16 protein-coding genes, 2 tRNA genes and 1 rRNA gene are annotated in these 14,154 nt (G+C 51.4%); 9 read left to right on the top strand and 10 right to left on the bottom strand.

Annotated features, from left to right (window positions below; translation table 11 throughout):
- Window positions 1–150: 150 nt before the first annotated feature.
- From RGV86_RS17020 to gmhB, 4 genes are all read right to left on the bottom strand, one after another.
- Window positions 151–226: transfer RNA gene (locus RGV86_RS17020), tRNA-Ala, on the bottom strand.
- A 42-nt stretch (window positions 227–268) separates the two neighbouring features.
- Window positions 269–345 (bottom strand) — tRNA-Ile (locus RGV86_RS17015).
- 68 nt (window positions 346–413) lie between these two features.
- A 16S ribosomal RNA gene (locus RGV86_RS17010) occupies window positions 414–1,955 on the bottom strand.
- A gap of 365 nt (window positions 1,956–2,320) precedes the next feature.
- Complete coding sequence (gmhB, locus tag RGV86_RS17005; protein WP_001140174.1) at window positions 2,321–2,893, bottom strand: D-glycero-beta-D-manno-heptose 1,7-bisphosphate 7-phosphatase; 573 nt, start codon at window positions 2,891–2,893, stop codon at window positions 2,321–2,323.
- 187 nt (window positions 2,894–3,080) lie between these two features.
- Here gmhB and metN point away from each other — a divergent pair, with 187 nt between their 5' ends.
- The 7 genes from metN (at window position 3,081) to RGV86_RS16970 (ending at window position 9,545) form a co-directional block, all read left to right on the top strand.
- Window positions 3,081–4,112: a methionine ABC transporter ATP-binding protein MetN gene (metN, locus tag RGV86_RS17000; protein WP_000593990.1), complete on the top strand. Its 1,032-nt coding sequence runs from the start codon at window positions 3,081–3,083 to the stop codon at window positions 4,110–4,112.
- On the top strand, window positions 4,105–4,758 hold the full coding sequence (locus RGV86_RS16995; protein ID WP_001294600.1) for a methionine ABC transporter permease MetI: 654 nt from the start codon (window positions 4,105–4,107) through the stop codon (window positions 4,756–4,758). The genes metN and RGV86_RS16995 overlap by 8 nt, the downstream gene beginning before the upstream one ends.
- A gap of 39 nt (window positions 4,759–4,797) precedes the next feature.
- Window positions 4,798–5,613 (top strand): methionine ABC transporter substrate-binding lipoprotein MetQ, encoded by an 816-nt coding sequence (gene metQ / locus RGV86_RS16990; protein ID WP_000874226.1) that lies wholly within the window; start codon window positions 4,798–4,800, stop codon window positions 5,611–5,613.
- A gap of 117 nt (window positions 5,614–5,730) precedes the next feature.
- Complete coding sequence (gene rcsF, locus RGV86_RS16985; protein ID WP_001202329.1) at window positions 5,731–6,135, top strand: Rcs stress response system protein RcsF; 405 nt, start codon at window positions 5,731–5,733, stop codon at window positions 6,133–6,135.
- Window positions 6,132–6,839, top strand: coding sequence for a tRNA (N6-threonylcarbamoyladenosine(37)-N6)-methyltransferase TrmO (tsaA, locus tag RGV86_RS16980; RefSeq protein ID WP_085460348.1), 708 nt, complete (start codon window positions 6,132–6,134; stop codon window positions 6,837–6,839). The genes rcsF and tsaA overlap by 4 nt, the downstream gene beginning before the upstream one ends.
- A 110-nt stretch (window positions 6,840–6,949) precedes the next feature.
- The gene (gene proS, locus RGV86_RS16975; protein ID WP_001260712.1) at window positions 6,950–8,668 is read left to right on the top strand and encodes a proline--tRNA ligase; all 1,719 of its coding nucleotides are present in this window, start codon (window positions 6,950–6,952) and stop codon (window positions 8,666–8,668) included.
- A 52-nt stretch (window positions 8,669–8,720) separates the two neighbouring features.
- Window positions 8,721–9,545 carry a YaeF family permuted papain-like enzyme gene (locus tag RGV86_RS16970; protein WP_085460347.1) on the top strand — a complete coding sequence of 275 codons (825 nt, stop codon included), beginning with the start codon at window positions 8,721–8,723 and terminating at the stop codon, window positions 9,543–9,545.
- 29 nt (window positions 9,546–9,574) lie between these two features.
- Here RGV86_RS16970 and nlpE read toward each other — a convergent pair whose 3' ends face one another.
- From nlpE to RGV86_RS16955, 3 genes are read right to left on the bottom strand one after another with little or no spacing between them, the layout of a single operon-like run.
- A complete protein-coding gene (gene nlpE / locus RGV86_RS16965) occupies window positions 9,575–10,285 on the bottom strand; it encodes an envelope stress response activation lipoprotein NlpE (RefSeq protein ID WP_000239167.1) in 711 nt (236 codons plus the stop codon).
- A 13-nt stretch (window positions 10,286–10,298) separates the two neighbouring features.
- The gene (gene arfB / locus RGV86_RS16960; RefSeq protein WP_000635553.1) at window positions 10,299–10,721 is read right to left on the bottom strand and encodes an alternative ribosome rescue aminoacyl-tRNA hydrolase ArfB; all 423 of its coding nucleotides are present in this window, start codon (window positions 10,719–10,721) and stop codon (window positions 10,299–10,301) included.
- Complete coding sequence (locus RGV86_RS16955) at window positions 10,718–11,263, bottom strand: YaeQ family protein (protein WP_001185297.1); 546 nt, start codon at window positions 11,261–11,263, stop codon at window positions 10,718–10,720. Before RGV86_RS16955 ends, arfB begins: the two co-directional genes overlap by 4 nt.
- Before the next feature lie 165 nt (window positions 11,264–11,428).
- Here RGV86_RS16955 and RGV86_RS16950 point away from each other — a divergent pair, with 165 nt between their 5' ends.
- Entirely contained in the window at window positions 11,429–11,629 is a 201-nt protein-coding gene (locus tag RGV86_RS16950; RefSeq protein WP_000417058.1) for a YaeP family protein, read from the top strand.
- Window positions 11,616–11,876 carry a Rho-binding antiterminator gene (gene rof / locus RGV86_RS16945; RefSeq protein ID WP_000062320.1) on the top strand — a complete coding sequence of 87 codons (261 nt, stop codon included), beginning with the start codon at window positions 11,616–11,618 and terminating at the stop codon, window positions 11,874–11,876. The genes RGV86_RS16950 and rof overlap by 14 nt, the downstream gene beginning before the upstream one ends.
- A gap of 52 nt (window positions 11,877–11,928) precedes the next feature.
- Here rof and tilS read toward each other — a convergent pair whose 3' ends face one another.
- The 3 genes from tilS to RGV86_RS16930 all read right to left on the bottom strand — a co-directional run bounded on the left by tilS (window position 11,929) and on the right by RGV86_RS16930 (window position 14,097).
- The gene (tilS, locus tag RGV86_RS16940) at window positions 11,929–13,224 is read right to left on the bottom strand and encodes a tRNA lysidine(34) synthetase TilS (RefSeq protein ID WP_137598363.1); all 1,296 of its coding nucleotides are present in this window, start codon (window positions 13,222–13,224) and stop codon (window positions 11,929–11,931) included.
- Window positions 13,225–13,288: 64 nt separating this feature from the next.
- Window positions 13,289–13,678, bottom strand: coding sequence for a VOC family protein (locus RGV86_RS16935; RefSeq protein ID WP_085460345.1), 390 nt, complete (start codon window positions 13,676–13,678; stop codon window positions 13,289–13,291).
- Between the two features lie 164 nt (window positions 13,679–13,842).
- The gene (locus RGV86_RS16930; protein WP_000644313.1) at window positions 13,843–14,097 is read right to left on the bottom strand and encodes a DUF4282 domain-containing protein; all 255 of its coding nucleotides are present in this window, start codon (window positions 14,095–14,097) and stop codon (window positions 13,843–13,845) included.
- Between the last annotated feature and the right edge of the window lie 57 nt (window positions 14,098–14,154).

Genomic DNA, 14,154 nt, shown 5'->3' with positions numbered 1-14,154 from the left:
TCGTGTTGCGAAAATTTGAGAGACTCACGAACAACTTGCGTTGTTCAGTGTTTCAATTTTCAGCTTGATCCAGATTTTTAAAGAGCAAAACTTCGCAGTGAACCCTTGCAGGTACACTCTGAAGTATTTTTTATTTAATCACTACAGAGATGGTGGAGCTATGCGGGATCGAACCGCAGACCTCCTGCGTGCAAAGCAGGCGCTCTCCCAGCTGAGCTATAGCCCCATAACATGTAGTTAAAACCTCTTCAAATTTGCGGTGCAAATTTGGTAGGCCTGAGTGGACTTGAACCACCGACCTCACCCTTATCAGGGGTGCGCTCTAACCACCTGAGCTACAAGCCTGTAGAGGTTTTACTGCTCATTTTCATCAGACAATCTGTGTGAGCACTTCAAAGAACGCTTCTTTAAGGTAAGGAGGTGATCCAACCGCAGGTTCCCCTACGGTTACCTTGTTACGACTTCACCCCAGTCATGAATCACAAAGTGGTAAGCGCCCTCCCGAAGGTTAAGCTACCTACTTCTTTTGCAACCCACTCCCATGGTGTGACGGGCGGTGTGTACAAGGCCCGGGAACGTATTCACCGTGGCATTCTGATCCACGATTACTAGCGATTCCGACTTCATGGAGTCGAGTTGCAGACTCCAATCCGGACTACGACGCACTTTATGAGGTCCGCTTGCTCTCGCGAGGTCGCTTCTCTTTGTATGCGCCATTGTAGCACGTGTGTAGCCCTGGTCGTAAGGGCCATGATGACTTGACGTCATCCCCACCTTCCTCCAGTTTATCACTGGCAGTCTCCTTTGAGTTCCCGGCCGGACCGCTGGCAACAAAGGATAAGGGTTGCGCTCGTTGCGGGACTTAACCCAACATTTCACAACACGAGCTGACGACAGCCATGCAGCACCTGTCTCACAGTTCCCGAAGGCACCAATCCATCTCTGGAAAGTTCTGTGGATGTCAAGACCAGGTAAGGTTCTTCGCGTTGCATCGAATTAAACCACATGCTCCACCGCTTGTGCGGGCCCCCGTCAATTCATTTGAGTTTTAACCTTGCGGCCGTACTCCCCAGGCGGTCGACTTAACGCGTTAGCTCCGGAAGCCACGCCTCAAGGGCACAACCTCCAAGTCGACATCGTTTACGGCGTGGACTACCAGGGTATCTAATCCTGTTTGCTCCCCACGCTTTCGCACCTGAGCGTCAGTCTTCGTCCAGGGGGCCGCCTTCGCCACCGGTATTCCTCCAGATCTCTACGCATTTCACCGCTACACCTGGAATTCTACCCCCCTCTACGAGACTCAAGCCTGCCAGTATCAGATGCAGTTCCCAGGTTGAGCCCGGGGATTTCACATCTGACTTAACAAACCGCCTGCGTGCGCTTTACGCCCAGTAATTCCGATTAACGCTTGCACCCTCCGTATTACCGCGGCTGCTGGCACGGAGTTAGCCGGTGCTTCTTCTGCGGGTAACGTCAATGAGCAAAGGTATTAACTTTACTCCCTTCCTCCCCGCTGAAAGTACTTTACAACCCGAAGGCCTTCTTCATACACGCGGCATGGCTGCATCAGGCTTGCGCCCATTGTGCAATATTCCCCACTGCTGCCTCCCGTAGGAGTCTGGACCGTGTCTCAGTTCCAGTGTGGCTGGTCATCCTCTCAGACCAGCTAGGGATCGTCGCCTAGGTGAGCCGTTACCCCACCTACTAGCTAATCCCATCTGGGCACATCCGATGGCAAGAGGCCCGAAGGTCCCCCTCTTTGGTCTTGCGACGTTATGCGGTATTAGCTACCGTTTCCAGTAGTTATCCCCCTCCATCAGGCAGTTTCCCAGACATTACTCACCCGTCCGCCACTCGTCAGCGAAACAGCAAGCTGTTTCCTGTTACCGTTCGACTTGCATGTGTTAGGCCTGCCGCCAGCGTTCAATCTGAGCCATGATCAAACTCTTCAATTTAAAAGTTTGATGCTCAAAGAATTAAACTTCGTAATGAATTACGTGTTCACTCTTGAGACTTGGTATTCATTTTTCGTCTTGCGACGTTAAGAATCCGTATCTTCGAGTGCCCACACAGATTGTCTGATAAATTGTTAAAGAGCAGTTGCGACGCGGCTTTCAGCTCACTGTCGCGAGGTGGCGTATATTACGCTTTCCTCTTTCAGAGTCAACCCTGAATTTCAGGATTTTTCTCTTTAACCGAACTGGCTGTTTGTGTGAAGTGATTCACATCCGCCGTGTCGATGGAGGCGCATTATAGGGAGTCGTTTCAGGAAGACAAGCGGAAAAATGCATTTTTATTTCAACCGCTCATCTTTTAATCATTACGCCGGTTTTTGCTGCTTTTTTATCGCTTGCGGCAGGTCTGCCAGGCTATTTAACACCCAATCCGCCGCGTTTTCTGCTTCAGGCGTAATAGGTTTACCCGTACGCACCAGCACTTTTGTTCCCACGTTCGCCGCAGCCGCTGCCTGCATATCTTCTAATTTATCGCCCACCATATAAGAAGCGGCCATATCAATATGCAAATAATCGCGTGCGGACAAAAGCATCCCCGGATGTGGTTTACGGCAATCGCAGACCTGGCGAAACTCTTCAACACTACCCTGCGGATGATGCGGGCAATAATAGATGCCATCCAGATCGACATCGCGGTCCGCCAGCGACCAGTCCATCCACTCGGTCAGCGTTTCAAACTGTGCTTCAGTAAATTTACCGCGAGCAATGCCAGACTGGTTGGTTACTACCACCAGCGCAAAGCCCATTTTTTTTAGCTCGCGCATGGCGTCAATAACACCATCGATAAATTCAAAGTTGTCGATCTCATGGACATAGCCGTGATCGACATTAATGGTGCCATCACGGTCAAGAAAAATTGCGGGTACGCTCTTCGCCACCTTTTATAGCTCCTTAATAAGGCATGTGACGCTAGTATCGCATGTTTCGACCAGCAAGAAAGTGCTCTTCGCATAAACCTGATTGATTTAGACGTCTGGATGCCTTAACATCCATTTCATTGACGGCGTTGCCCGTTCCAGGCATTCGAAATGCCACGACTAACTTAATGACGATAATAAATAATCAATGATAAAACTTTCGAATATCACCAAAGTGTTCCACCAGGGCACCCGCACCATCCAGGCGTTGAACAACGTCAGCCTGCATGTGCCAGCTGGACAAATTTATGGCGTTATCGGTGCCTCAGGCGCGGGTAAGAGTACGCTTATACGTTGTGTAAACCTGCTGGAGCGCCCAACCGAGGGTAGCGTGCTGGTCGATGGCCAGGAACTGACTACGTTGTCAGAATCCGAGCTGACTAAAGCTCGCCGCCAGATTGGTATGATTTTCCAGCATTTTAACCTGCTCTCTTCGCGTACTGTTTTTGGCAACGTGGCTCTGCCGCTGGAGCTGGACAATACACCGAAAGACGAGATCAAACGTCGCGTGACGGAATTGCTGTCATTGGTTGGTCTTGGCGATAAGCATGATAGCTACCCGTCGAATCTTTCCGGTGGGCAGAAACAGCGTGTGGCGATTGCCCGTGCGTTAGCCAGCAATCCCAAAGTATTGCTGTGTGATGAAGCCACCAGCGCGCTGGATCCGGCAACCACACGTTCTATTCTCGAACTGCTGAAAGACATCAACCGCCGTCTGGGTTTGACGATTCTGTTGATAACCCACGAAATGGACGTTGTGAAGCGAATTTGTGATTGCGTGGCGGTCATCAGCAATGGCGAACTGATCGAGCAGGACAAGGTAAGTGAAGTGTTCTCGCATCCGAAAACGCCGCTGGCGCAAAAATTTATTCAGTCGACTCTGCATCTGGATATCCCAGAAGATTATCAGGAACGTCTGCAAGCGGAGCCATTCACTGACTGCGTACCGATGCTGCGCCTGGAGTTTACCGGTCAGTCGGTAGATGCCCCACTGCTTTCTGAAACTGCGCGTCGTTTCAACGTTAATAACAACATTATTAGCGCGCAGATGGATTACGCCGGTGGCGTTAAGTTCGGCATCATGTTGACTGAAATGCACGGCACACAACAAGATACGCAAGCCGCCATTGCCTGGCTGCAGGAACACCATGTAAAAGTAGAGGTACTGGGTTATGTCTGAGCCGATGATGTGGCTGCTGGTTCGTGGCGTATGGGAAACGCTGGCAATGACCTTCGTATCCGGTTTTTTTGGGTTTGTGATTGGTCTGCCGGTTGGCGTCCTGCTTTATGTTACTCGTCCGGGGCAAATTATTGCTAACGCGAAGCTGTACCGTACCGTTTCAGCGATTGTGAACATTTTCCGTTCCATCCCGTTCATTATCTTGCTGGTATGGATGATTCCGTTTACTCGCGTTATTGTCGGTACATCGATTGGTTTGCAGGCAGCGATTGTTCCGTTAACTGTTGGTGCAGCACCGTTTATTGCCCGTATGGTCGAGAACGCCCTGCTGGAAATCCCAACCGGGTTAATTGAAGCCTCTCGCGCAATGGGTGCCACACCAATGCAGATCGTGCGCAAAGTGCTGTTACCGGAAGCGTTACCAGGTCTGGTTAACGCCGCAACTATCACCCTGATTACCCTGGTCGGTTATTCCGCTATGGGCGGCGCAGTCGGTGCCGGTGGTTTGGGTCAGATTGGCTATCAGTATGGCTACATCGGCTATAACGCGACGGTGATGAATACGGTACTGGTATTGCTGGTCATTCTGGTTTATTTAATTCAGTTCGCAGGCGACCGCATCGTCCGGGCTGTCACTCGCAAGTAACGTTCAACACAACATAAATAATTGAAGAAGGAATAAGGTATGGCGTTCAAATTCAAAACCTTTGCGGCAGTGGGAGCCCTGATTGGATCACTGGCACTGGTAGGGTGCGGCCAGGATGAAAAAGATCCAAACCACATCAAAGTCGGCGTGATTGTCGGTGCCGAACAGCAGGTTGCAGAAGTCGCGCAAAAAGTCGCGAAAGACAAATATGGCCTGGACGTTGAGCTGGTAACCTTCAACGACTATGTCCTGCCGAACGAAGCATTAAGCAAAGGCGATATCGACGCTAACGCTTTCCAGCACAAACCGTACCTTGATCAGCAGCTGAAAGATCGTGGCTACAAACTGGTCGCAGTAGGCAATACTTTTGTTTATCCGATTGCTGGTTACTCCAAGAAAATCAAATCGCTGGATGAACTGCAAGATGGTTCGCAGGTTGCAGTACCAAACGATCCGACTAACCTCGGTCGTTCACTGCTGCTGCTGCAAAAAGTGGGCTTGATCAAACTGAAAGATGGCGTTGGCCTGCTGCCGACCGTTCTTGATGTTGTTGAGAACCCCAAAAATCTGAAAATTGTTGAACTGGAAGCACCGCAACTGCCGCGTTCTCTGGACGACGCGCAAATCGCTCTGGCAGTTATCAATACCACCTATGCCAGCCAGATTGGCCTGACTCCGGCGAAAGACGGTATCTTTGTCGAAGATAAAGAGTCCCCGTACGTAAACCTGATCGTAACGCGTGAAGATAACAAAGACGCCGAGAACGTGAAGAAATTCGTCCAGGCTTATCAGTCTGACGAAGTTTACGAAGCGGCAAACAAAGTGTTTAACGGCGGCGCTGTTAAAGGCTGGTAATATTTAGGCTGTTTCCACAATTTGTAATATCATTCAGGACGGGCGCTTGCCCGTCTTGTCATTTTTACAAGCGCCTGATTCAATATTGACGTTTTGATCATACATTGAGGAAATACTATGCGTGCTTTACCGATCTGTTTAGTAGCACTCATGCTAAGCGGCTGTTCCATGTTAAGCAGATCCCCTGTCGAACCCGTTCAAAGCACTGCACCCCAGCCGAAAGCGGAGCCTGCAAAACCGAAAGCACCGCGCGCCACGCCGGTCCGAATTTATACCAATGCAGAAGAATTAGTCGGCAAACCGTTCCGCGATCTCGGTGAAGTCAGTGGCGACTCTTGCCAGGCCTCTAATCAGGACTCTCCACCGAGCATTCCAACCGCGCGTAAGCGGATGCAAATCAACGCCTCTAAAATGAAAGCCAATGCTGTTTTACTGCATAGCTGTGAAGTCACCAGCGGTACGCCAGGCTGCTACCGTCAGGCTGTATGTATCGGTTCTGCGCTTAACATTACGGCGAAATGAGCAGTTTCCAGTTTGAGCAAATAGGCGTTATTCGCTCGCCCTATAAAGAAAAATTCGCCGTTCCGCGCCAGCCAGGTCTGGTAAAAAGCGTCAACGGCGAACTGCATCTCATTGCTCCCTACAACCAGGCCGACGCCGTGCGCGGCCTGGAAGCATTCAGCCATTTATGGATCCTTTTCGTCTTTCATCAAACGATGGAAGGCGGCTGGCGTCCGACTGTGCGCCCACCGCGCCTCGGCGGTAACGCCAGAATGGGCGTTTTCGCCACACGCTCTACTTTCCGCCCTAACCCGATTGGTATGTCGCTGGTAGAACTGAAAGAGGTTGTTTGCCATAAAGACAGCGTGATTCTGAAGCTCGGTAGCTTGGATCTGGTTGATGGTACGCCAGTGGTGGATATCAAACCGTATCTCCCCTTTGCCGAATCGCTTCCCGATGCCAGTGCCAGCTATGCGCAAAGTGCGCCATCGGCAGAGATGTCTGTGACCTTTACCGCAGATGTTGAAAAGCAACTATTGATGCTGGAGAAGCGTTATCCGCAGTTAACGCTGTTTATCCGCGAAGTACTGGCGCAGGATCCGCGTCCGGCCTATCGTAAAGGTGAGGAAACGGGCAAAACCTATGCCGTCTGGCTGCATGATTTTAATGTTCGCTGGCGCGTCACCGACGCAGGTTTTGAAGTCTTTGCGCTGGAACCGCGTTAAATTCACGCCCTTCTCTTTTGACATTTCTCCTGCACTGGTAAACTAAATCACTTTTTTTGTCCCAGGCTCACCTTGAGCCTGTTCTACCTTCCAACTGGAACCGTAACAACATGCGTACTAGCCAATACCTGCTCTCCACTCTCAAGGAGACACCTGCCGACGCCGAGGTGATCAGCCATCAGCTGATGCTACGCGCCGGGATGATCCGCAAGCTGGCCTCCGGGTTATATACCTGGCTGCCGACCGGCGTGCGCGTTCTGAAAAAAGTCGAAAACATCGTGCGTGAAGAGATGAACAACGCCGGTGCGATCGAGGTGTCGATGCCGGTGGTTCAGCCAGCCGATTTGTGGCAAGAGAGTGGTCGTTGGGAACAGTACGGTCCGGAACTGCTGCGTTTTGTTGACCGTGGCGAGCGTCCGTTCGTACTCGGCCCAACTCATGAAGAAGTTATCACTGACCTGATTCGTAACGAGCTTAGCTCTTACAAACAGCTGCCGCTGAACTTCTATCAGATCCAGACCAAGTTCCGCGACGAAGTGCGTCCGCGTTTCGGCGTCATGCGTTCCCGCGAATTCCTGATGAAAGATGCTTACTCTTTCCACACTTCTCAGGAATCCCTGCAGGAAACCTACGATGCAATGTATGCGGCCTACAGCAAAATCTTCAGCCGCATGGGGCTGGATTTCCGCGCCGTACAGGCCGACACCGGTTCTATCGGCGGCAGCGCCTCTCACGAATTCCAGGTGCTGGCGCAGAGCGGTGAAGACGATGTGGTCTTCTCCGATACCTCTGACTATGCAGCGAACATTGAACTGGCAGAAGCTATCGCGCCGAAAGAACCGCGCGCTGCTGCTACCCAGGAAATGACGCTGGTTGATACGCCTAACGCGAAAACCATCGCTGAACTGGTTGAACAGTTCAATCTGCCGATTGAGAAAACGGTTAAGACTCTGTTGGTTAAAGCGGTTGAAGGCAGTAGCTTCCCGCTGGTTGCGCTGCTGGTGCGTGGTGACCATGAGCTGAACGAAGTTAAAGCAGAAAAACTGCCACAGGTTGCCAGCCCGCTGACTTTCGCGACCGAAGAAGAAATTCGTGCCGTGGTTAAAGCCGGTCCGGGTTCACTGGGTCCGGTAAACATGCCGATTCCGGTGGTGATTGACCGTACCGTTGCGGCGATGAGTGATTTTGCTGCCGGTGCTAACATTGATGGCAAACACTACTTCGGTATCAACTGGGATCGCGATGTTGCTACCCCGGAAGTTGCTGATATTCGTAATGTAGTGGCTGGCGATCCAAGCCCGGATGGTCAGGGTACGCTGCTGATCAAACGTGGTATCGAAGTCGGTCACATCTTCCAGCTGGGTACTAAGTACTCCGAAGCACTGAAAGCCTCCGTACAGGGCGAAGATGGGCGTAACCAAATTCTAACTATGGGTTGCTACGGTATCGGGGTAACACGCGTAGTCGCTGCGGCAATTGAGCAGAACTACGACGAACGCGGCATCGTATGGCCTGACGCTATCGCGCCGTTCCAGGTGGCGATTCTGCCGATGAACATGCACAAATCCTTCCGCGTACAGGAGCTTGCTGAGAAACTGTACAGCGAACTGCGCGCGCAGGGCATCGAAGTGCTTCTGGATGACCGTAAAGAGCGTCCGGGCGTGATGTTTGCTGATATGGAACTGATCGGTATTCCGCACACTATTGTGCTTGGCGACCGTAACCTCGACAACGACGATATCGAATACAAATATCGTCGTAACGGCGAGAAACAGTTAATTAAGACTGGTGACATCGTCGAATATCTGGTGAAACAGATTAAAGGCTAATGCCAGAAAGGGTCCTGAATTTCAGGGCCCTTTTTTACATGGATTGTATAAAATGGATAAACCAAAGGCGTACTGCCGCCTGCTTCTCCCCTTCTTTCTTTTACTTTCGGCCTGTACCGTTGATATCAGCCAGCCAGACTCATCAGCAACAGCGGTGGATGCCGAGGCGAAAACATGGGCAGTCAAATTCCAGCATCAAAGCTCTTTCACCGAACGATCAATAAAAGAAATAACCGAACCTGATCTCAAACCCGGCGATTTGCTGTTCTCCTCAAGCCTTGGGGTAACCTCATTTGGTATCCGCGTCTTCAGCACTTCCTCTGTAAGTCACGTTGCAATATATTTGGGTGAAAATAACGTTGCAGAAGCGACTGGAGATGGCGTCCAGATTGTTCCTCTTAAAAAAGCCATGAAGCACAGTGATAAGCTTTTCGTCTTACGAGTCCCGGATCTGACCCCGCAACAAGCCACAGAAATCACCGCTTTCGCCAATAAAATCAAAGACAGCGGTTACAACTATCGTGGCATTGTCGAGTTCATTCCGTTTATGGTGACCCGCCAGATGTGCTCACTAAATCCTTTTTCCACAGATTTTCGCCAACAGTGCATCAGCGGGCTGGCAAAAGCACAGTTAAGCGGTGTGGGCGAAGGAGACAAAAAGTCGTGGTTTTGTTCAGAATTTGTCACTGATGCATTTGCCAAAGCCGGGCATCCGCTTACGCTGGCGCAATCGGGCTGGATTAGCCCTGCCGATCTGATGCATATGCGTACTGGCGATGTCTCTGCGTTTAAGCCAGAAACGCAGTTACAGTATGTTGGACACCTGAAGCCTGGGATTTATATCAAGGCGGGTCGCTTTGTTGGGCTGACTCAGTGATGAAAGCCGGAGAATGCTCCGGCTTTCAATTACTGCCCCAAACTACTGCAATCCTGGTTTGGGTAAAATTTCCCTGCCGTATCGGGCGCTAATACTTTGGTCGGCGCACCGGTATCCGGGTTAGCCTCAAGCGTAAAGTGACCTTCTACAGACAGTAACACGGTTTTTTCACTGTTACCGCGAGCAGCCAGGTAGCCACGTTCCAGCTCTGCGTTATTCGCCACCATGAAACGTTTTCCAGTCGCGCAATCAGTAAAGGTCGCCGCATCAGCCATATAAAAATACATGCCACGCAGAGTCATCGGTGTCATGGGGAGGCTGGACTTTGCAGGTTCCAGCGTGTAGTTGAACTGCGATTCAATCGGATTACCTTCACGATCGAGCATCTCCAGCGCATCCCCTTTCGCCCGATAATATGACTTTTCACCTTTGCTGTCGGTTAATACCAGCTTGTCAGCGGTTCGCGCCCATGTACCGTAGGAAGCGAAGGATGAAGGCTCTTCGCGCGCACCCAGATAACGCTCATTCATCACCCATGTTCCGTCTTTTTCGAGGAACAGAGAGGTTTCGATTCCTTCGCAATCGGCACACGGCAGCACGCCGCGCCAACTTTGCGGCATCGGTTTCAGTTCGGCAGCCTGCGCCGGGGAAAGCGTATCGACTTCGGCCCGATTATTACATCCCATCAGTGTAAAGAGGCTGATTACAGCCATCGCTGTCACAATCGCTTTTTTCACCATCCATTCCTTCTTTTTATTCCCGACCGCTGCGCACTTTGCCACGCATCGCCTTCACGCTTGATTTTTGTGCTTTCGATGCCAGCCTGCGCTCTTTCGATGCGCGGGTAGGTCGTGTCGGTCGCCGGGCTTTTTGTTCTGTTGTTAATTCTTTAATCACTGTCACCAGCCGGGCCAGCGCCGCTTCGCGGTTCAGCTCCTGGCTGCGGTATTCCTGTGCCTTAATGACTATCACCCCATCGCTGCTAATCAGATGATGGCTGGCGGCGAGCAGGCGCTCTTTGTAATACTCTGGCAGGCTGGACGCCCGAATGTCAAAACGCAGATGAATAGCCGTTGAGGTCTTATTAACATGCTGCCCGCCCGCGCCCTGCGCACGAATGGCGGTGATCTCAAGCTCACCATCGGGAATAGCAACATGTCGGGAAATCACAATCATGAAGGTTGTTGCCAGGCGGTTAAGTTCACTTCCAGATTATTCTTATCATCCGATAACCAGATCACGCCATCCTGAATTGTTGCCTGCAGCGTCATGGTACGATCGGCAAAGGCGCTTACTTTCGCCAGTTGCTCGTCATCCAGATACCAGACGGAAAGATTGGCAAACTGCGCGCATTTGCTCTGATTTTGCTGCCACCAGATTTGCGCCGCCCGACTATTATAGGCAAACAGCGCCACTTCTGCGGCCTGGGTGCAGGCTTTCTTAACCCGCCGCTCATCCGGCAGCCCCAGCTCAATCCACAAATCAATGCCCAGGTGATCGTTACGCAGCCACGCTTCCGGCTCATCATCGGCACACAAGCCACGGGTAAATTGCAGACGTTCATCGGCATATTTCAGCCACGCCAGCAGGCGCAGCATCATACGCTCCTGGGTTTCTGAAGGATGGCGCGCCAGCGTCAGAGAGGCATCGAGAAACTGGTTGCGGTCGAGATCGGCCACATTAACCGTCGCTTTATAAATTGTCGCTTTAAGCGCCATAAGAAAACTCCTTTCGAATCAGGAGGCCATTGTAACGGAATACGTGCAGTTGCGGCGCTGATATTGCAGAAATGAGTGTGGTATAGTCACCTTGCGAAACAGAGTTTATCTTCGTAGGCTTAGACTTGCATCCACGGTTAAGTCAGAGTGCTGACAGGAGGGCATGTGGAAAAATATTGTGAGTTAATACGCAAGCGGTACGCGGAAATCGCCAGCGGAGACTTAGGATACGTTCCGGACGCGCTGGGCTGCGTTTTGAAAGTGCTGAATGAAATGGCTGCCGACGACGCCCTTTCTGAGGCTGTCAGGGAAAAAGCAGCATACGCTGCGGCAAACTTACTGGTGAGCGATTATGTCAATGAATGATACGTATCAACCAATCAATTGTGATGATTACGATAATCTTGAGCTCGCCTGCCAGCATCATTTAATGCTGACACTTGAGATGAAAGATGGCGAAAAATTGCAGGGGAAGGCCAGCGATTTAGTCTCCCGCAAAAATGTGGAGTATCTGGTCGTCGAAGCCGCTGGCGAAACCCGCGAGCTACGTCTGGATAAAATTACCAGCTTTAGCCATCCGGAAATCGGTACGGTGGTGGTGAGCGAGTCCTGATTCACTTTTGCCGGATGCGACGTTTGATACGTCTCATCCGGCTTTCACTTAACTAAGCGTTTCTCTGCCAGACAAAACTTACGCCATTCTCATCTTCTGCCACACCGTCTTGCGTCACAAAAATCCCCGCCGCCGCAATCAGCGTTTCGCCATAAAACAGTAGTGGCGTGGTGTCACGTAGCCACGGCGGCACGCCCAGCTCCTGCCAGATTTTCTTTAGCTTGCGCCCGCCGTTGCGCCCGACAATATGCAGCAATCCTGGCGCTTTAAAACGCACGCTGACCGCTTCGTCTGCACGCGGAGGGCGAATATCTCCACCCGCAATAAGTTGCACACTTCTCAGACTTGCCGGTAATTCCAGCGGCTGTTGCCACGCCTGCCACGGCACAACCGTTTCGCTTTGTCCGGCAACGGATTTAATCCACCACAATTGCGACTGATAGCGACGTATTTCAAACGCACCAAATCGCAAGCAAGGAGAAGCATCTTCCCGCGCCAGCGCCACTTCTTGCCAGATGCGCACCATCGCATCTCGGGAAGGCATCGGAGCATTCTGCCCTGCCAGCCAGCGGCGGATAATCGCCGCTCGACGGGCGTCGCTCATCGTCATCATTGGCGCAATCTGCAACGTCCCCTGCGGCGTTTGACAGTGCGCTAAATCATCCGCCAGCAGTTCATCTAACAGGCTCTCTTGTTCAGCGCAAAGTGCGGCGCTGCGAGCCGTTGCTTCGGTAAAATGCGACCAACGCTGCTGCAATAACGGCACCACGCGCAGACGCAGGAAGTTACGATCGTATGAGTCGTCCTGATTACTTTCGTCTTCAATCCAGCGTAAATCATGCGCCAATGCCCACTGCTCCAGTTCCCCCCGCGTGCGGGCAAGCAACGGGCGGATAAGCCGTGTTCCGGCAAACTCCGAAACTTCCGCCATAGCCGAAAGCCCGGCAGGGCCGCTACCGCGTTTTAGCGCCAGCAGAAAAGTTTCACATTGATCGTCGAGATGTTGCGCGGTGACCAGCACTTCACCGGGCAACAAGGTGCGGGCAAATGCCTGATAACGCGCCTGCCGCGCCTGGGCCTCAATCCCCAGCCCCTCTTGCGCAAGTTGTACGCGTTCGACCACCAGCGGCACCTGCCACTGTTGGCAGACGTTTTCGCAATGCGTAACCCAGGCATCGGCATTGGCACTTAAACCGTGATGCACATGGATAGCGCGTAGAGTGACGCCTGGATTTTCCGCCCGCCACTGCACCAACTGATGCAGCAGAACGGTGGAGTCAAGCCCGCCGCTAAAGGCCACCAGAATCTGGCGGGAGGTGAGAAGTTGTCTATTGAGCGTGAGTGTCATGATGGTGGAAATCTACAAGGTCGTTGCCCGGCACGTTACCGGGCAAATGCGGCAATGACAAGCCTTACTGCTCATACAGTTCCAGCGGCAGCCCGTCAGGATCGCTAAAGAAGGTGAACCGTTTTTGCGTGTATGGATCGACACGTATGGCTTCACACTTCACGTTATGGCTTTCAAGGTGCGCCACTGCCGCATCGATATCATCAACGCTAAACGCCAGATGCCGCAGGCCGCAGGCTTCCGGTCGGCTGGGGCGCTCCGGCGGGAACGGAAATGAGAAAAGTTCAATCACATATTGCCCATTAAGCGCCAAATCCCCTTTCCACGAATCGCGCTCTTCACGATAGACTTCGCTTTGCAGCGTGAAGCCGAGAATATCGCAGTAGAAAGCTTTGCTCACCGCATAATCCGTCGCAATAATCGCAATATGGTGAACCTGTTTTAAACCCAACATAGAATCTCCTGCATTGATATGATACGCACGTGCATCGCGATATATTGATAATACGCATAAATTGCAGGAAAGATGAATCAGACATTTACACTGACTTTAAAACAACATCTCAAACGCCTGTAATAGCGGTTGAGATGCGGTTTGGTGAAGCGTTTTACGGGAGATTACTCTGCGCTATTCTTGCTAACACTCTCAGCAATGCGGCGCAAATATTCGTTATTCTTAAACGCTATCATAATTAATTCGAAAGTCATACGACAGCTTATAAGACCAATGACGGTATAAGCTAACCCTAAGAGAAAGTTTCCGCTAAATATGGAGAAGACACCACCTATCAGTGTCAGCACCATAGCCAGCCAGTAAAAAAACACCAGTACACGCGGCATAAGAAGACGATCAAATCCTAAAATTGCTTTCATATTTTATCCTTAAAAATTCTATGAGCCTGATAAATTTATATTATTTTTAACCACTGT

The sequence above is a fragment of the Escherichia ruysiae genome, from assembly GCF_031323975.1.
GTDB classification, from domain to species: Bacteria; Pseudomonadota; Gammaproteobacteria; order Enterobacterales; family Enterobacteriaceae; genus Escherichia; species Escherichia ruysiae.
Note: the sequence above shows the minus strand (reverse complement) of the source record. Positions and strands in the feature narration are given on the sequence as shown.